Origin of the sequence: Streptomyces sp. NBC_01426 (assembly GCF_036231985.1) — a bacterium.
In the GTDB taxonomy this organism is placed as follows: domain Bacteria; phylum Actinomycetota; class Actinomycetes; order Streptomycetales; family Streptomycetaceae; genus Streptomyces.
Map to the genome: position 1 here is coordinate 3,103,178 of NZ_CP109500.1, position 15,746 is coordinate 3,118,923.

Genomic DNA, 15,746 nt, shown 5'->3' on the forward strand with positions numbered 1-15,746 from the left:
AATGCCCCCGTGCGAATTGCGGTCCCCCGAGTCCGCCACATTACTGGGATGTGGCATGGGGTACCCAACTCGGTCGGTCACAAGTCCGTGATAGGGAGGACAACGTGACTGATACCAATCCCTATCGGGCAGAGCCCTCGCGCTACGACTCCATGGAGTACCGGCGCACCGGCCACAGCGGCCTCAAGCTCCCCGCCATCTCCCTCGGCCTCTGGCACAACTTCGGCGACGACACGTCCCTGGCGCCCCAGCGGGCGATCCTGCGCCGGGCCTTCGACCTGGGTGTCACCCATTTCGACCTGGCCAACAACTACGGACCGCCGCCCGGGTCCGCCGAGCTCAACTTCGGCAAGATCTTCGCGCAGGACTTCGCGTCCCACCGCGAGGAGCTGGTGCTCTCCACCAAGGCCGGCTACCTGATGCACGCCGGCCCGTACGGCGAGTGGGGCAGCCGCAAGTACCTGCTCGGCTCGCTGGACGCCTCGCTGAAGCGGATGGGCGTCGATTACGTCGACATCTTCTACTCGCACCGCTTCGATCCGGAAACCCCGCTGGAGGAGACCATGGGCGCCCTGGCGTCCGCGGTCCGGCAGGGCAAGGCCCTCTACGTGGGCGTGTCCTCGTACACGGCCGAGCAGACGGCCGAGGCCGCGCGGATCCTGCGCGACATGGGCGTGCGCCCGCTCATCCACCAGCCCTCGTACTCCATGATCAACCGCTGGACGGAGGAGGACGGGCTGCTGGACACCCTGGAGGACGCCGGCATGGGCTGCATCTCCTTCGCGCCGCTCGCCCAGGGCCTCCTGACGGGCAAGTACCTGAAGGGCATCCCGGAGGGCTCGCGGGCCAGCCAGGGCAAGTCCCTCAACCCGGACCTGCTCTCGGACGACGTCCTGCGCCGGCTCAAGGGACTGAACGAGATCGCGGGGCGGCGCGGGCAGTCGTTGGCGCAGTTGGCGCTGAACTGGGTGCTGCGCGACGAGCGCATGACGTCGGCTCTGATCGGCGCGTCGAGCGTGAAGCAGTTGGAGGAGAACGTGGCCGCGCTGGCCGGTGCGCCGCTCACGGAGCAGGAGTTGAAGGAGATCGATTCCTTCGCCGTCTCCACCCCCGGCGCCAACATCTGGGCCCAGCGCGGCTGACCTGCGCTGATGCCGCGCCGTCAGGAACAGGCGCGGGGAAACAAAAAACGGGCCGGTCCGTGGGGGGGATACGGACCGGCCCGAGGGGGGGGTTCCACCATAACCCTTCGTAAAGCGTGATGCGCGCATTGACGCAAAACGATTACGCTCCGAATCCGCCCAGCAGCACTCCGGTGAGCGCGCCGGCCGCCATGAAGGGGCCGAACGGGAAGGCCGTCCGGCGCCCCGCACGGCCGCGCAGCAGCAGGCCCAGGCCGTACACGGCCCCGTAGAGGAAGCCCAGGAACGCCCCGGCCACCCATACCCCCCGGCCGTACCACCCAAGAGCGACCCCGAGGGACAGCGCCAGCTTGACGTCCCCGAAGCCCATGCCGGCGGGGTGGATCAGGAACAGCAGCAGGTACGCCCCCGCGAGCGCGGCCCCGCCGAGCAGCGCCGACCGCCAGGACCCGGCCGCGCCGGGCAGGGCCCCGGCGCATCCCAGCAGCACGACCGCGGCCGCGGCGAGCGGCAGGGTCAGCGGGTCCGGCAGCCGGTGCACGGCGACGTCGACCAGGCCGAGCAGGACGAACCCGGGTGCGAGCCCCACGAACGCCACCGCCTCGGGCCGCACCCCGACGGCCCACGCGAGCAGCGCGCAGACCCCGGCGACCAGGCACACGACCCCCGCGGGGCGGACCCCGTAGCGGTGGTACGGCGGGTCGGGGCGCCCGCCGGTGGTCGGGGCGCCGGGATCCGCGGGGACGGGCCCCGCCGGCGGCGCTCCCGCCCCGGGGCCGGGGCGGGTGGGCGCCGGCGCCGGCGGGGACACGGCCGACGCTCCGGGGAGGCGGCAGCGGGCGCGCCCCACCCAGCCCGGGAGCGGATGCCCGTCGGGGCAGGAGTCCCGCCAGGGCTCCCCCGGCTCCACGGACAGCCGGTACGCCGCGCGCGGCAGCAGCAGACCCGCGCCCGCTCCGTACGCGGCGGCGAGGATGATCACGACCAGGCCCATCCGCCGACCGTAGGCCCGGCCCCTCGCGGGGGCATGGGCCCGGGGACCCATTGCCCCTACCCTGGCCACCCGGACGGGACGGACGGTCGGGACGCGTCCGACCGTCGGGCGGGGCGGGCGGGGCGGGCGGAAAGGGGCCGGGACATGGGGCGTTGGCGTGACGGCGGAGCCGTCCTGCGTGTCGTCGGGACGGACGGGGCGCCGGTGCCGTTGGAGATCGCCGCCTCCTACCGGGCCCGCACCCGCGGCCTGCTCGGGCGCGACGGGATCGCGGGGGCGCTGTTGTTGACGCCGGCGGGCAGCGTGCACACGTTCCGGATGCGGTTCGCGATCGACGTCGCGTACCTCGACCGGAACCTCGACGTGATCGCCCTGGCCACGATGGTCCCCGGCCGGCTGGGGTTGCCCCGGCCGCGCTCCCGGCACGTCCTGGAGGCAGAGGCGGGCGCGATGGCGGGCTGGGGCCTGCGGGTCGGGGCCCGGGTGGAGGTGGAACCGCGTCCGGTCGGAGGCGGAACCTGACGTCCGTCTCATCTCTCGCTAGGCGGTGAACCGCCTCGGGGGTAGGTTGGGGCGGTTGAGCTGGGGTGTCAGGGGAGCGGCATGACGGAGAACGCGCGGATCAAGGCGCTGGAGCAGATCATGCCGGCGACGCACGGCGCCGACGAGGACATCGACTGGCGGGTCGCCGAGGCGGCCTGGGGGACGAGGTTCCCGGCCGACTTCATCGCGTTCATGGGGCGCTTCGGCTCCGGGTCCATCAACGGCGAGGCCGGCATCCTGCTGCCGCTGCCCAAGCCCGGACTCCAGTGGGATCCGGCCGAGATGGCCGAGGAGACCGCCAACGCCCGTCAGGTCTGGAAGACCGAGGGCGGCCGGGCCGTCTTCGACGTGGACCCGGAGTCCATCATCGCGTGGGGGGTCACGGGCGGCTCGGACATCCTGTGCTGGCTGACGACCGATCCCGACCCCGACCGCTGGCCGGTTCTGGTGGTCGGGCGGCACACCGCCGAGTCCTTCGCGGTGTATCCGTACGGCATGGCCGAATTCCTGCTCCGGCTGTGCTCGGACGAGTTCGACGTGAGTCCCGTCAGCATCACCTTCTGGGACGGCGGCCACCTGAGCTTCGTCCACTGGCGCAAGGCCCAGCGTCGTTGGCAGGAGGGCCGCAACCCGGAGACGGGCGAGCCGGACCCCTACGCGGGCGATTTCGCCGACTGACCGTTCCGAGGACCGGCGTCCGGCCGGCCTGACCGCCCGACGCCCCGACAGCCCGTTTCCCGGCCGGAAACGGGCTTTTCGGTATGTCTACGCGCGTGGGAATTGTGGATCACATATCGGAAAACACCATGCGGAATGGCCTCGGTTGGAGCATTGACCACAACCGCCACCCCAATGGAATCAACCGCCCCACCCTCAGGAGAGAATTCCGGCCAACGGGCCACGGAGGGACACCCCGGCCCGGAGTGACTCATAAGTAACAACGGGAATCAAAAGAAAATCAGGGGAATCCACCCGTGCGACGAACAACGTTCACCGCGACGACCGGGGCGGCCGTGCTGGGCCTGCTCATCCCGCTTGCCGGCTGCGGCAGTTCCGGCGAAGACGCCGGTGACGGCGGCACACTGCGGCTCGTCGCCGCCGAATACGGCGACGGTCCCGGCAACAGTTCCCAGGCCTTCTGGGAGAAGGTGACGACCGATTTCACCAAGGCCAACCCCGGCCTCAAGGTCGAGGTCCAGCTTCTTCCGTGGGAGGACATCGACAGCGCGGTCACGCGCATGGTCCGGGACGGCAAGGCCCCGGACATGGCCCTGATGGGCTCCTACTCGGACTTCGCCGCGCAGGGGAAGCTCTATTCCGCGGACGAACTGCTCTCGGTCACCGCCGAGGCGAACTTCCTGCAACCGCTCGCGGAGGCCGGTACGGTCGGCAGCACCCTGTACGGCCTGCCGTTCGTCGCGAGCAGCCGCCTGCTCTTCTACAACAAGGCGCTGTTCGACAAGGCCGGCATCACGAGCGAACCCAAGACGTGGAACGACCTGAAGACGGCCGCCAAGGCGCTCAAGGACAACGGCGTGAAGTTCCCGTACGCCATGCCGCTCGGCCCGGAGGAGGCGCACGCCGAGGCGCTGATCTGGGAGTTGAGCAACGGAGGCGGCTACTCCGACAACAGCGGCAACTACAGCCTGGCCTCCGACCAGAACATCCAGACCTTCAAGTGGATCAAGGACTCCCTGGTCGCCCCGGGGCTGACCGGGCCGGTCCCACCATCGCAGCTCAACCGCGCCGACGCGTTCGCCGCCTTCCTGCGCGGAGACGTGGGCATGCTCAACGGCTATCCCTCGCTCGCACACGAGGCGCGCGCCAAGGGCATCTCCGTCCGCGCCGTCTCGATGCCGGTGTCGGACACCCTGGGCTCCGGGGAGACGCCGCCGACGGTCGGTGTCGCCGACTGGATGATGGCGTTCAACCAGAACGGCAAGCGCGAGGAGATCGGAAAGTTCCTGGACTTCGTCTACCAGGACAAGAACCTGACCGACTTCGCCGGGCGTTACCACCTGCTGCCCTCGACGGTGTCGGCCTCCCGCACCCCGGCCGGCGGCGGCCTCGACCAGAACGACGTGCAGTTCCTGACCGCGTTGCGCGGCGCCCAGCTCTACCCGGTCAACGACCCTTCCTGGGTGACCGTCAGCGACACCATCAAGCGCAACATCGGTCGCGCCGTGGAACCATCCGGCGACCCCAAGGCCGTCCTGGAGGGCATCGCCGCGAAGGCGACCGAGGCCGGCCGGACGAGCTGACCGACGATACGTACGGAAAGCCCCTGGGAATGGGGACTTTCGCCCCCTGCCGCATCCCACCCCGTGCGGCACCATGGCAGTCACGGCACTTGATCCAAGGCCGCGGCCCTGCCGCCCGACGAGCACCCACAAGGTGCGCGGGGCGGCCGGCCCCTCCCCTGCCTTCTCCGTTTCCCCTGCTTTCTCCGTTCCCCCTGCCCGGTCCGCCCCGTCTGTCGGGTCTTTTCGGGCCTTCGGGCCTTCGGACGTGTCGCGCTACTTCTGTCGGCCGTTGTCCTGCGAGAACGCCGTGCGGTACTGCCCGCAGTCGGAATCCCAGTTCAACGTGCCCGTGAGCGTCCCGTAGCCGGTCCGGGTGACCGACCACTCCACCGTGTAGGTCCCGGTGTCGCAGGCGATCCGCTTCCCGCCGGGGACCTTCGTGCGGCCCGTCGCCGGCTGGTCCGTCAGTTCCTGCCGCACCTCGCCCGCCTTGGCCCGCCTCGCGTCGCGCAGCACGGCGTGCACGACGAGCGGGTGCCTGCCGTCCTTCGTGGTCACCGCCCGCTTGACCAGCTTGGAGTCGGACACCGCCCACGCGAACTCGTACGAGGGCGACCAGGCCAGCGTCTTGGGGTCGGCGACCTTCCGCTCGTACTCCCGGGCGCCGTCGGGGCCGGGCTTGGTGACCGTCTTGTACTGGACCGACGGGTGGAAGCGGAACTGTGCCTCCACCTTGTGCATGTCGTCCTTGGTCCACATCGACTTCATCGCCTTCTCCTCGCCGCCCGGGTCCTGGAGGTACGCCGTGCCCGGTGCGGCGGTGGCCGCGGACTGGCCGATGGCGGGGGCGAGGGCGGCCACGGCGGCGGCGGCGAGGGCGAGAGCGGCGGTGCGGGTGCGCTTCATGCCCGACCCAACGGGGGCTTCCGGCGGGCCGGAACGACGCCGGGCGCGCGTTCACCCGTACGGGCAAGGGGGACGGACCCGAGGATGACGGATTCCGCGGTTCGCCCGGAATACCAACCGATGAACGCCAGTTGCGGCGGGCCGGCCGGACGCCGGGGTGGGCCCGGCCGGTCTCGAAGCGGCGGGCGGGCCCACCCGGGCAAAGGTCAGGCCTGGCCGGTCTCGAAGCGGCCGACGCGGCCGTCGGTGACGTCGAACCGCCAGGCGGTCCGCATCTCGCCCCAGGTGTCGTTGCGGTAGTCGACGACGAGGGCGCGACCGTCCTCGGACTGCGAGGCGACGGCCATGTGGCCGCCCGAGGAGAAGACCTCCTTCTCGGTCCACTCGCCGAGGTCCCGGTCGGATCCGTCGTCCGACATGGTCGCGCCCGGGGCGAGGGCGGCGTCGAACGCCGCCCGGTCGCCCGCGTTCACGGCGGTGACGAAGGCGCGGACGGCTGGGTCGGTGAGGTGCTCGGGTGCGATCACGGGTCGGTCCTCCGGCGGTCGTGCGCGGGATTCGGTCCGCGCGGGGTTCTCTCGTGCGCGGTGACGGGTACGCGGCCGCGTGCGGGCCGCGCGTACGGCCGCGTGCGGCTGCCGCGTACGGCCGCGCGTACGGCCAGGGAACACCGGGGGCGGGGCCGGCGGGGCGACCCTCACCCGTTCGCCGCCGGACGGCGTGTCAGGGGGCCGTGCGGACCGGGAAGCCGGTGGGGCGACCCTGCTCGTCGAGCCAGGCCAGGACCCGGTCGAGGGCCTCGACGGTCTGCGCGCGGTTGCCTCCGCCGTCGTGGAAGAGCACGGTCGGACCGTTCTTCAGTTCGCCCTTGACCGTGTTGACGATCGCGGCGACGCCCGGCTTGCTGAAGTCCTTGCTGTCCACGTTCCAACCGAGCGGACGCATGCCGGCCTCGGCGGCGATGCGCCGGCTGTCGGGGGTGAACGCGCCGCCCGGGGCCCGGTAGTACTCCACCTTGGCGCCGCCGCCCGCGGCTTGCTCTATCTGTCGTTGCGCGTCGAGTATCTGCGCCTTCTGGTAGGCGACGGGCTTCTTGTCCATCGCCGTGTCGTGGGACATGGTGTGGTCGCAGAGCCGGTGCCCGGCCGCGACGACCTGCTTGACCAGGTCCGGGTGGGCCGCGGCCTGGGGGCCGACCATGCAGAAGGTCGCCTTCACTTCGTGCTCCGCGAGGACGGCGAGGATCTGCGGCGTCCATCGGGGGTCGGGGCCGTCGTCGATGGTGACGTTGACCGTGTCTCCGCCGCCCTCCGAGGCGTGGGCTATCCCCTCGGGCATGCGCTGCCGGGGCACGTTCGGCGACCCGGGCGAGCCCGGCGCGCCGCCGGCGGGGCCGTCCGTGCGACCGGCCGCGTTCTCGTGTCCGATGGGGTGGTCCGGTCCGACGATCGCCGTCGCTCCCCATACCGTCGCGGCGACGGCCACCGCGGCCGCCACGACGGTCAACCGGGACTGTGCGGCCTGCTTGCGCGTGCGTGCCAAGAACCCCATGAGTCTGTCCACTCCCCTTCACCTCGTGGGCGCCTCCGACCGCCGCCGGTGGTGCCCCCTCGTCTTCCAGACGCCGGGTGACGAGGAGGGGTTCCAGTGAATTCCCCCATAAATTCCAAGTAATGGGACATTCGTCCCCGATCGTCCGTATTTTCGGGCCCGTTGAAACCGGGCCGAATCGTCCCAACCTGCTACCCATCACCTCGCGGCTCAACCTCCCCTCCCGTGGACGGGATTCACTCGACCCGCGTGAGGCGACTCCCGCACCAGGTGTCACGGCGATCGCGGTCACGGCACGGGTGGGCGGGGGCGAGGCCGGCCGCGGGTACGGGTACGGGTACGGGTACGGAAAGAGCCCGGCACCGGCGGATGGGTGCATCCGCGGTGCCGGGCTCGTTCGATTCCTACGTTGTCGCATACGTCACACGCGTCGTGTACGCCACGCGCGCATCAGGTGCCTCGCTCAGTGCGCGACGGACTCCTGGGGAGCCTGGGCGGTCTTGCCCTCGTCCTCGCCGCCCTCGCCGCCGGCGGCCTGGGCGGGACCCGCGCCCCGGAGCGGGACCTCCTTGACGAACCAGGCGGCCGCGAAGCCCAGTACGGCGATCACCGCGCCGAGCAGGAACGCGGAGTGCGTGCCGGCCGCGACCGCGTGCTGGTAGGCGTCGCGCATGGCCTCGGGCAGCTTGGCCAGGCTCGCGGCGTCCAGTTGGGCCGAGCCCGCCTTCGCGGCGGCCTCGGGGCCCAGTCGGTCGGTCATGGTGTCGGTCACCTGCGAGGTGAAGAGCGAGCCCATCAGGGCGACACCGAACGAACCGCCGAGGGTCCGGAACAGGGTGGCGGAGGAGGACGCGACGCCCATGTCCTTCATGTCGACGCTGTTCTGCGCGACCAGCATGGTGATCTGCATCAGGAAGCCGAGGCCCGCACCGAGGACCGCCATGTAGACGCCGGACATCAGGCGGGTGGTGCCGGTGTCCATGGTCGCGAGCAGGAAGAGCCCGACGACCATGAGCGCGCCGCCGACGATCGGGAACATCTTGTACTTGCCGCTGCTGGTGGTGATGCGGCCCGCGATCAGCGAGACGACCATCATCGAGAGCAGCATCGGCAGGAGCAGCAGGCCGGAGTTGGTGGCGGAGGCGCCCTGCACCGACTGCTGGAACAGCGGGAGGTAGAGCACGCCGCCGAACATCGCGAAGCCGACGAGGAACCCGATCACCGACATGAGCGTGAAGTTGCGGCTGCGGAAGATGTGCAGCGGCATGACCGGCTCGGCGGCCTTGGTCTCGACGTAGAGGAACGCGGCGATCGACACGATGCCGACGATGATCAGGCCGATGACCTCACCGGAACCCCAGGCGTACTCGGTGCCACCCCAGGTGGTGACGAGCACGGTGGAGGTGATGGCGATGGTCAACAGGGCCGCGCCGAGGTAGTCGATCTTCCCCTGGGCCTTCTTCTTGGGAAGGTGCAGGACCGCGGTGACCATCGCGAGGGCGACGGCGCCGAGCGGGAGGTTGATGTAGAAGGACCAGCGCCAGCCCATGTGGTCGGTGATGGTGCCGCCGACCAGCGGGCCGCCGATCATGGCGAGGGCCATCACGCCGGCCATCATGCCCTGGTACTTGCCGCGCTCACGGGGCGGGATCAGGTCGCCGATGATCGCCATGACGCCGACCATCAGACCACCGGCGCCGAGGCCCTGGATCGCACGGAACCCGATCAACTGACCCATGTCCTGGGCCATGCCGCTGAGCGCGGAACCGATCAGGAAGATCACGATCGAGGTGAGGAAGGAGCCCTTCCGGCCGTACATGTCGCCGATCTTGCCCCAGATGGGGGTGGAGGCGGCCGTGGCCAGGGTGTACGCGGTGACGACCCAGGAGAGGTGCTCCAGGCCACCGAGTTCGCCGACGATCGTCGGCATCGCGGTGCCGATGATCATGTTGTCCAGCATGGCCAGCAGCATCGCGATCATGAGCGCCATCAGTACGACGCGGACGCTGCGCGGCTTCACCTCCTCCGAGGTTTCGGCCTTCTTCGTCATTTCCGCCATCTCGTCCACTCCCCTGCCCCCCGGGGCTTACTTGCCGCCCGGCTAGTTCACTACACTGGGGGAAGGTAAACCCGTCACTAGCCGGGCGTCAAGTAAGTAATTTTGGGAGCGCCATGACCAGCAGCAGTCCGCAGCAGCGCCGTGGCAACACGCGTCAGCGCATCCAGGACGTGGCTGTGGAGCTCTTCGCCGAGCAGGGGTACGAGAAGACGTCGCTGCGCGAGATCGCGGAGCGGCTCGACGTCACGAAGGCGGCGCTGTACTACCACTTCAAGACCAAGGAAGACATCATCATCAGCCTCTTCGAGGACGTGACGCGTCCGATCGACGAGCTGATCGCGTGGGCGGAGGAGCAGCCGCGCACGCTGGAGACCAAGCGGGAAGTGCTCCGGCGTTACAGCGAGGCGATGGCGGCCGGGGCCTCCCTGTACCGGTTCATGCAAGAGAACCAGGCGACGATGCGGGAACTGAGCATCGGAGAGACCGTGAAGAAGCGCCTCTTCACCCTGGTCGAACTGCTGCGGACGGAAGACGGGCCGCTGACGGACCAGGTGCGCTGCGTGAGCGCCCTGTTCACGCTGCACGCCGGGATGATGTTCCTCCAGCACGTGGAGGGCAACCCGGAGGAAACCCGCCAAGCGGCCCTGGAGGTCGCCACGGACCTCATCACGCAGGCGCACGGGCAGTAGCGGGGGTTACGGGGCGGGTCGCGGGGTTACCGGGCGGGTCGCGGGGCGGGGTTCGGGCGGGATGCCGGGCCGGGGGCCGGGCCGGGGTTCTGGCGTGACGCCGGCCCGGGGGCCGTCAGGTGTCGTGGCGCGGTCGGACCAGTCGGCGATCCTCCTCGGCGATGGGGACGTCGTTGATGCTCGCCTCCCGGCGGCGCATCAGGCCGTCGTCGTCGAACTCCCACTGCTCGTTGCCGTGGCTGCGCCACCACTGGCCGGCGGTGTCGTGCCACTCGTACGTGAAGCGGACGGAGATCCGGTTCCCGGTGTACGCCCAGAGTTCCTTGCGGAGTCGATAGTCCAGCTCGCGCTCCCACTTGTCGGCGAGGAACTCCCGGATCTCGGCGCGGCCGGTCAGGAAGCGGTCGCGATTGCGCCAGACCGAGTCCTGCGTGTACGCCTGCGCGACGCGGTCGGGGTCGCGACTGTTCCACGCGTCCTCGGCGGCTCGCACCTTGGCGCGGGCGCTCTCTTCGGTGAAGGGCGGCAGGGGCGGGCGGGGTACGGCGGCGGTCATGGAATGAGCCCTCTCGACACGTAGAGAACGATCGTTCTCCCTCTGCTCCGCACCATAGAGAACGATCGTTCTCCAGGCAAGCGTCTCTGGACTACGCTGCCCTCATGGACGACGAAGAGGCCCGGACCCGACTGCTCGACGCGGCGGAGACCCTGTTCTACGCCGAGGGGATCCAGGCCGTCGGCATGGACCGCATCCGCGCCGCATCGGGCGTCCCGCTCAAACGGCTGTACCGCGTCTTCCCCGCCAAGGAATCCCTGGTCACCGCCTACCTGGAACGCCGCGACCGACGCTGGACGGCAAGCCTGCGCACGGCGGTGACCGAAGCACCGGACCCGATCCTCGGCGTCTTCGACTGGCTGGCGGACTGGTTCCGCGAGCCGGACTTCCGGGGCTGCGCGTTCCTCAACGCCTACGGCGAACTCGGCACCGGCCCCGAGGCCGTGGTGGACGTCATCCGCCGCCACAAGGCGGAGCTGCGGAACCTCCTGGCCGACCTCGCCGGCCCCGACCGGGAACCGCTCGCGGACCAACTCCTGCTCCTGGTCGAGGGCGCCACCGTCGTGGCCGCCCTCGACCCCGGCCCCGCGCCGGCCCACCGGGCCCGCGAGGCGGCGGCCATCCTCATGCGGTGAGGGGCGGTGCCCTCATGCGGTGAGAGCCGGCGTCCTCATGCGGTGAGGGCCGGCGTCCTCACGCAGTGAGAGTTGACGGACGAACACCCGCCGCCCGAAGGCCTACTGACCGCTCCCGCGGGGGAACGTGATCTCCACGCGCCGGTTCTTCTTCCGGCCTTCCTCGGTGCCGTTGTCGGCGATCGGGTAATCCTCGCTGTAACCGCGGACGTCGAAGATGACGCCGGAGTTCGTCACGGTCTTGCCCAACTCCGCCTGCACGGCGTCGGCGCGCTGCTTGGACAGCTCCTTGCCGTGCTCATAACTGCCCTGGTCATCGGTGAACCCGAAGACGCGGACGCGGGTCGCCTTCTGCTGGTTGATCTCGTTGGCGATGGCCTGTATCCGCGCCGCCGCCTGCGCGTTGAACACCGCGCTGTTCTCGGGGAACAGGACCTCGGACTGCAGCGCCATCATGACGGTCTGATTGGTCTCCTGCCGCCGCTCCTCACCCCCGAGGTCCTCGACGACCTCGGCGATGTCGAGCACCTTGACGGGCGCGAGGGTCCCACCCTGCGGGATCTTGAGCCCGGGGGCGTTCGAGTCGATGGCCACGGGAGCCGAAGCCGAAGGCTCGGTACCGGGCGGCACCGACGGCTTGACGTCGTCGGCGTGGGCACTGGTGGCCCCGATGAAGTGCGCGCCGGCAATGACGAGCCCGACGACGGCGGTGGACGCGGAGACGCGGTGTCGTTTGGTCATGGGATCACCCGGAGATCTTCAAAGTTGCCGACGAGAAAGTCGGGAAGTTGAACTCGACCTCGCCGGTGCTCGCGGGGGGCGCAGGGAATTGGGCGAAGAAGGGAACCGACTGGCCCGCTTCGATGATGACCACGCCCGTTGTGCACAGGCATCTGCCCTCCGTGTCACGCAGCACGTAGTACCTCTTCTTGCCCGCCTTGTCGACCAGCGTGACCCCCGCCACGGAGACCCCGCTTGCCTTGAGCTCATTACCACGCCATGCCGCTGTATTACCGAAGGGCTTTTCGCCGGTGTTCTTGATCTGGCCGCTCACCGTGACGAAGCCAGAGGCATCCCGAGCCGCAGAATAGATGTCCAGGACGACACCGGCCTCACCGGTCATCGTCGCCATCACCTGACGCGGCTGGGAGGGCTGACTGCTGTTCACCGAAGGCTGGGGCTTGGCGTCAGCGCCTGCGCTCTTACTGACACTGGGCGCCTTCTGAGGCACCTTTCCCTGACCGTCGTCCCCGCATCCGGCCAAGGCGAGGGCCAATGCCGCCACGAAAACGGCAGCCACTCCCCTGTGAACCTTCACCGTGTACCGAATGCTCATCTGAGCCGTTTCCTTGTCTCTCGTTCTTCGTCAGCCGACCAGTCGCACATCGAACAGGCTTCGCGCCAGCGTGCTCCAGAGATCCGGCTTCAGGGGGTCGAATTTGATGATCTTCCCGCCCTTGCAATTGATGACGGTGGGAGTTGCCGACGGGGGATCAGTCGACGCGGGCACCGGAGTAACGGAGGGGGTTGGAGCGTCGCCCAAGACACATCTGGGCACGACCTCGGCCACCGCCTTTGCCGCCCCGTGCATGTTCTCGGTGCCTGGCACCACGGAGGCTCCGACGGTACCCTCGGTCGTCACCTCGACGGTGAAGCGCAGCATCGACGATGAGCAGGTACCCGACGCGTCGTTCAGCCGCGCGAAGTCTTCGGCCGCCCCACAAGCCCCCGCCACGTCGAAGGACTTACCCGTCAGGATGTCTTGCCATTCGTCGGGCTTGAGCGTCGCAAGGTCGAGGCCCGGAAGCAGGTTGTCCCGCGCTTCCCGAGCCGCTGCGAGAGCCCCCGCGTCCGCTGCCCCCTGCGCATCGCTGCGGACGACGGCGGCCTGACCGAAGACGAAGAACGCCAGCGCCGCGAAGAGCAGCCCGACCACGACCATCGCGTACAGCGGAAAGACCTGGCCCCGGTCGTTGGAATGACCTGCGATCACGAGCCGGCGGTAAGACCTGCGATGGCTGTCGTGATGCGGCCCACGATCGCCGTGCCGATACCGGTACCGACCATCGCTCCGATGATGACCACGACGACCAGGATGATGCCCAGGTACTCGAAGGCCGTCTGGCCGCGGTCCGTGGTCGTGTAGCGCTTGCGCATGCTCGTCATCGCCGTGTCCGTCCAGCCGCGCAGGCGGATCTTCGTCTGCACGGTGGCCTTCAGCAGCGTGTTGTGTGACATGAGGGTTTCCTCCCGGGCCGGTGCCGCTGTCGATTTGCGGACCGTACGGGGAGTTACCGGTGATAACCAAGGGTCCCGGGGCCCAATTACGGACCCACTGCGCAGACTGTCTACCCATGGCCGGCCACCCCTGGACGGGCGGTTCCCAGCCAGCGGGCTATGGCTTCGCTGCGGGTGGTGGTCTGGAGCTTCGCGAAGATGCGGTTGATGTGGTTCTTGACCGTCTTCTCGCTGATGAAGCAGGTGGCCGCGATCTGTTGGTTGTTCATCCCGGATGCGATCAGATCCATGACCTCCTCCTCACGTGAACTCAGCCCGAACGCGATGTGGTTCGGAAGGCGCTGAGAAGACTGTGCCACAATCCGTTGCGGTTGCGAAGAGGCCCGGAGCTCCGCGAGGACCGCGGTTGCCGCCGTCGGGGTGAAGTGGGCGCGGCCGGCGTGGGTGTCGCGGACCGCCGTGAGCAGGAGGTCCGGGGTGAATTCGCCGTGGACCAGGTAGCCGCCGGCGCCCAGCAGGAGGGCTTCGCGGACGATTTCAGACTCCTGGCTGTACGTCAGCATCAGTACGGGTGCCAGGCGCGCCAGGTGGGGCAGCGCCGAGATGCCGTCGACTCCCGGCATCCGAACGTCGAGGAGGATCACGTCGGGGGTGTGGGTCCGGGTGAGCTGGAGGGCCTCGCGGCCGTCCGCGGCCTGGGCGACGACCTCGATGTCGGGGGCGGTCGCGAGGAGGGCCGAGAGGCCGGCGCGGACGACGGGGTTGTCGTCGGCGATCAGGACGCGCAAGGGCGGCATCACGGGCTCCCGAGGGGGATGTCGAGGCGGACCTGGGTGCCGGGGCCGGTGGTCGGGGGGCCGATGGCGAGGTGGGCGCCGATGGCGGCGGCGCGTTCCGTCATGCCGAGCAGCCCGAAGTGGCCCGTGGCGCGGAGGTGGGCCGGGTCGGGGCCGCCGGGCGGCAGGCCCGGGCCGTCGTCGGTGATGGTGAGGCGGAGGCCGGCGGGTGAGGCCGCGGCGGTGATGTCGACGCGGGAGGCGGACGCGTGCCGGCGGGCGTTCTCCAGGGCTTCCGCGGCCACCGCGAGCAGGTCGCGGGTGACCTCGGGGGGTACGGGTGGGACGGTTCCGGTGGTGTGCAGGGCGGCGCCGGGGTGGTGGGCGGCGAGGGATCGCAGTTGCGCGAGGAGGGGGGTGGCGGGGGCGGGTCGGGTGGTCGGGGTGGCTTCGTCGCTTCGGAGGTCGGTCAGGAGGTGCCGGGACTCGGCCGCGGCGCGGCGGGCGGCCTCGGCCACCGTCCGTGCCTGGGCGTGGACCGCGGCCGGGTCGGCGGTGCGGGACAGGGCGTCCGCCGCCAGGGCCAGGCCGTGCAGGGTCTTGGCGACGGAGTCGTGCATCTCGCGTGCCAGGCGGTCGCGTTCGGCGCGGGCGGCCTGAGTCGCGGCGCGGCGGGCGGTGGTCTCGGCGCAGGTCCGGCTCGCCTCGTCGACGCGGGTGAGGAGGTCCCGCAGGCAGGCCCCCGCCGCCCCCGCGAGCAGGCAGAGGGCGGGCAGGGCGAAAGCGGACGGCAGGGCGAGGGCGGACAGCAGGGGCCCGCCCCCCGACACGCCCTCGGCTCCCGACACGCCCGCGTCCCCGACCCCCGACACGCCCGCGCCCCCCGCGCCGGTCACCGCCGTGACCACTGTCACCGCCGCGACCACCGCTGCCTGCGCGACCGCGTACCCGGCCGCCGCGCGGCGGTCGTGGAGGAGTCCGGCGAGCAGCGGGGTGCAGAGGCAGACGAGGCCGAGCGGGAGTGCGGGGCCGGCGATGACGAGCAGGGGGGTGACGAGCGCCATGTCCAGGGCGAGCAGCGCCCGGTGGCGCGGGAGGAGCGGTCCGAGGCGCTCCCCCGCGCGGAACGCGGCGTAGGACAGCGTGAAGGTGACCAGGAGGGCGCCTGCGGTCAGGTACGTCGGTCCGCCGGGCGCCGACCGTTCCAGTGCCGTCGGGGCGCCCAGGGCGATCAGGGCGAGCCGGAGTACGAGGACGTGGCGGGCCGAGGCCCGCAGCGCGTTCGCCCGCGGCACGCCCGACAGGTCCGGCACGCCCGACGGGTCCGGCGGAAGCGCCCGGCCCGACGGAAGGGCCCGGCCCGACGGAAGGGCCCGCTTCAGGGCAAGGCCCCGGTACAAGGGAAGGGGCATGG

The 15,746-nt window shown here is 70.4% G+C and carries 18 protein-coding genes; 6 read left to right on the plus strand and 12 right to left on the minus strand.

Going from position 1 to position 15,746, the window contains the following annotated elements; all coding sequences use genetic code 11:
- The first annotated feature begins 104 nt into the window (after positions 1–104).
- Positions 105–1,142 carry an L-glyceraldehyde 3-phosphate reductase gene (gene mgrA, locus OG906_RS13420; protein WP_329442764.1) on the plus strand — a complete coding sequence of 346 codons (1,038 nt, stop codon included), beginning with the start codon at positions 105–107 and terminating at the stop codon, positions 1,140–1,142.
- 142 nt (positions 1,143–1,284) lie between these two features.
- Here mgrA and OG906_RS13425 read toward each other — a convergent pair whose 3' ends face one another.
- A complete protein-coding gene (locus OG906_RS13425) occupies positions 1,285–2,136 on the minus strand; it encodes a prepilin peptidase (protein ID WP_329442766.1) in 852 nt (283 codons plus the stop codon).
- 144 nt (positions 2,137–2,280) lie between these two features.
- On the opposite strand from OG906_RS13425, the gene OG906_RS13430 reads away from it, so the two are divergent.
- The 3 genes from OG906_RS13430 (at position 2,281) to OG906_RS13440 (ending at position 4,940) form a co-directional block, all read left to right on the plus strand.
- Positions 2,281–2,658 (plus strand): DUF192 domain-containing protein, encoded by a 378-nt coding sequence (locus OG906_RS13430; protein WP_329442768.1) that lies wholly within the window; start codon positions 2,281–2,283, stop codon positions 2,656–2,658.
- Between the two features lie 81 nt (positions 2,659–2,739).
- On the plus strand, positions 2,740–3,357 hold the full coding sequence (locus OG906_RS13435; protein ID WP_329442770.1) for an SMI1/KNR4 family protein: 618 nt from the start codon (positions 2,740–2,742) through the stop codon (positions 3,355–3,357).
- A gap of 296 nt (positions 3,358–3,653) precedes the next feature.
- Positions 3,654–4,940 (plus strand): extracellular solute-binding protein, encoded by a 1,287-nt coding sequence (locus OG906_RS13440; RefSeq protein WP_329442772.1) that lies wholly within the window; start codon positions 3,654–3,656, stop codon positions 4,938–4,940.
- Positions 4,941–5,195: 255 nt separating this feature from the next.
- Here OG906_RS13440 and OG906_RS13445 read toward each other — a convergent pair whose 3' ends face one another.
- The 4 genes from OG906_RS13445 to OG906_RS13460 form a co-directional block, all read right to left on the minus strand.
- Positions 5,196–5,828: a hypothetical protein gene (locus tag OG906_RS13445; protein ID WP_329442774.1), complete on the minus strand. Its 633-nt coding sequence runs from the start codon at positions 5,826–5,828 to the stop codon at positions 5,196–5,198.
- A gap of 206 nt (positions 5,829–6,034) precedes the next feature.
- On the minus strand, positions 6,035–6,355 hold the full coding sequence (locus OG906_RS13450; RefSeq protein WP_267799586.1) for a nuclear transport factor 2 family protein: 321 nt from the start codon (positions 6,353–6,355) through the stop codon (positions 6,035–6,037).
- Between the two features lie 196 nt (positions 6,356–6,551).
- Positions 6,552–7,379: a polysaccharide deacetylase family protein gene (locus OG906_RS13455; protein ID WP_329442777.1), complete on the minus strand. Its 828-nt coding sequence runs from the start codon at positions 7,377–7,379 to the stop codon at positions 6,552–6,554.
- A gap of 463 nt (positions 7,380–7,842) precedes the next feature.
- Positions 7,843–9,429, minus strand: a complete 1,587-nt coding sequence (locus OG906_RS13460) for an MDR family MFS transporter (RefSeq protein WP_443067458.1) — start codon at positions 9,427–9,429, stop codon at positions 7,843–7,845.
- Between the two features lie 122 nt (positions 9,430–9,551).
- Here OG906_RS13460 and OG906_RS13465 point away from each other — a divergent pair, with 122 nt between their 5' ends.
- The gene (locus OG906_RS13465) at positions 9,552–10,127 is read left to right on the plus strand and encodes a TetR/AcrR family transcriptional regulator (RefSeq protein ID WP_267799583.1); all 576 of its coding nucleotides are present in this window, start codon (positions 9,552–9,554) and stop codon (positions 10,125–10,127) included.
- Between the two features lie 115 nt (positions 10,128–10,242).
- Here OG906_RS13465 and OG906_RS13470 read toward each other — a convergent pair whose 3' ends face one another.
- On the minus strand, positions 10,243–10,683 hold the full coding sequence (locus OG906_RS13470) for a nuclear transport factor 2 family protein (protein WP_267799582.1): 441 nt from the start codon (positions 10,681–10,683) through the stop codon (positions 10,243–10,245).
- Between the two features lie 104 nt (positions 10,684–10,787).
- On the opposite strand from OG906_RS13470, the gene OG906_RS13475 reads away from it, so the two are divergent.
- A complete protein-coding gene (locus OG906_RS13475; protein ID WP_329442781.1) occupies positions 10,788–11,318 on the plus strand; it encodes a TetR/AcrR family transcriptional regulator in 531 nt (176 codons plus the stop codon).
- Between the two features lie 102 nt (positions 11,319–11,420).
- On the opposite strand, the gene OG906_RS13480 is transcribed toward OG906_RS13475, so the two are convergent.
- From OG906_RS13480 to OG906_RS13505, 6 genes are all read right to left on the minus strand, one after another.
- Positions 11,421–12,059 carry an OmpA family protein gene (locus OG906_RS13480; protein ID WP_329442783.1) on the minus strand — a complete coding sequence of 213 codons (639 nt, stop codon included), beginning with the start codon at positions 12,057–12,059 and terminating at the stop codon, positions 11,421–11,423.
- A 4-nt stretch (positions 12,060–12,063) separates the two neighbouring features.
- Positions 12,064–12,654 (minus strand): hypothetical protein, encoded by a 591-nt coding sequence (locus OG906_RS13485; protein WP_329442785.1) that lies wholly within the window; start codon positions 12,652–12,654, stop codon positions 12,064–12,066.
- A 30-nt stretch (positions 12,655–12,684) separates the two neighbouring features.
- A complete protein-coding gene (locus OG906_RS13490; RefSeq protein ID WP_329442787.1) occupies positions 12,685–13,311 on the minus strand; it encodes a pilus assembly protein TadG-related protein in 627 nt (208 codons plus the stop codon).
- Positions 13,308–13,556 (minus strand): hypothetical protein, encoded by a 249-nt coding sequence (locus OG906_RS13495; protein WP_443067378.1) that lies wholly within the window; start codon positions 13,554–13,556, stop codon positions 13,308–13,310. The genes OG906_RS13490 and OG906_RS13495 overlap by 4 nt, the downstream gene beginning before the upstream one ends.
- Before the next feature lie 110 nt (positions 13,557–13,666).
- Positions 13,667–14,353, minus strand: a complete 687-nt coding sequence (locus tag OG906_RS13500) for a response regulator (RefSeq protein ID WP_267827711.1) — start codon at positions 14,351–14,353, stop codon at positions 13,667–13,669.
- Positions 14,353–15,744, minus strand: coding sequence for a sensor histidine kinase (locus OG906_RS13505; RefSeq protein ID WP_329442788.1), 1,392 nt, complete (start codon positions 15,742–15,744; stop codon positions 14,353–14,355). The genes OG906_RS13500 and OG906_RS13505 overlap by 1 nt, the downstream gene beginning before the upstream one ends.
- Positions 15,745–15,746: the final 2 nt, after the last annotated feature.

Coding starts and splice junctions, on each gene's coding strand:
- OG906_RS13425 (WP_329442766.1), bottom strand. CDS start 2,136: ATGGGCCTGGTCGTGATCATCCTCGCCGCCGCGTACGGAGCGGGCGCG.
- OG906_RS13430 (WP_329442768.1), top strand. CDS start 2,281: ATGGGGCGTTGGCGTGACGGCGGAGCCGTCCTGCGTGTCGTCGGGACG.
- OG906_RS13435 (WP_329442770.1), top strand. CDS start 2,740: ATGACGGAGAACGCGCGGATCAAGGCGCTGGAGCAGATCATGCCGGCG.
- OG906_RS13445 (WP_329442774.1), bottom strand. CDS start 5,828: ATGAAGCGCACCCGCACCGCCGCTCTCGCCCTCGCCGCCGCCGCCGTG.
- OG906_RS13455 (WP_329442777.1), bottom strand. CDS start 7,379: ATGGGGTTCTTGGCACGCACGCGCAAGCAGGCCGCACAGTCCCGGTTG.
- OG906_RS13460 (WP_443067458.1), bottom strand. CDS start 9,429: ATGACGAAGAAGGCCGAAACCTCGGAGGAGGTGAAGCCGCGCAGCGTC.
- OG906_RS13465 (WP_267799583.1), top strand. CDS start 9,552: ATGACCAGCAGCAGTCCGCAGCAGCGCCGTGGCAACACGCGTCAGCGC.
- OG906_RS13470 (WP_267799582.1), bottom strand. CDS start 10,683: ATGACCGCCGCCGTACCCCGCCCGCCCCTGCCGCCCTTCACCGAAGAG.
- OG906_RS13475 (WP_329442781.1), top strand. CDS start 10,788: ATGGACGACGAAGAGGCCCGGACCCGACTGCTCGACGCGGCGGAGACC.
- OG906_RS13480 (WP_329442783.1), bottom strand. CDS start 12,059: ATGACCAAACGACACCGCGTCTCCGCGTCCACCGCCGTCGTCGGGCTC.
- OG906_RS13485 (WP_329442785.1), bottom strand. CDS start 12,654: ATGAGCATTCGGTACACGGTGAAGGTTCACAGGGGAGTGGCTGCCGTT.
- OG906_RS13495 (WP_443067378.1), bottom strand. CDS start 13,556: ATGTCACACAACACGCTGCTGAAGGCCACCGTGCAGACGAAGATCCGC.
- OG906_RS13500 (WP_267827711.1), bottom strand. CDS start 14,353: ATGCCGCCCTTGCGCGTCCTGATCGCCGACGACAACCCCGTCGTCCGC.
- OG906_RS13505 (WP_329442788.1), bottom strand. CDS start 15,744: ATGCCCCTTCCCTTGTACCGGGGCCTTGCCCTGAAGCGGGCCCTTCCG.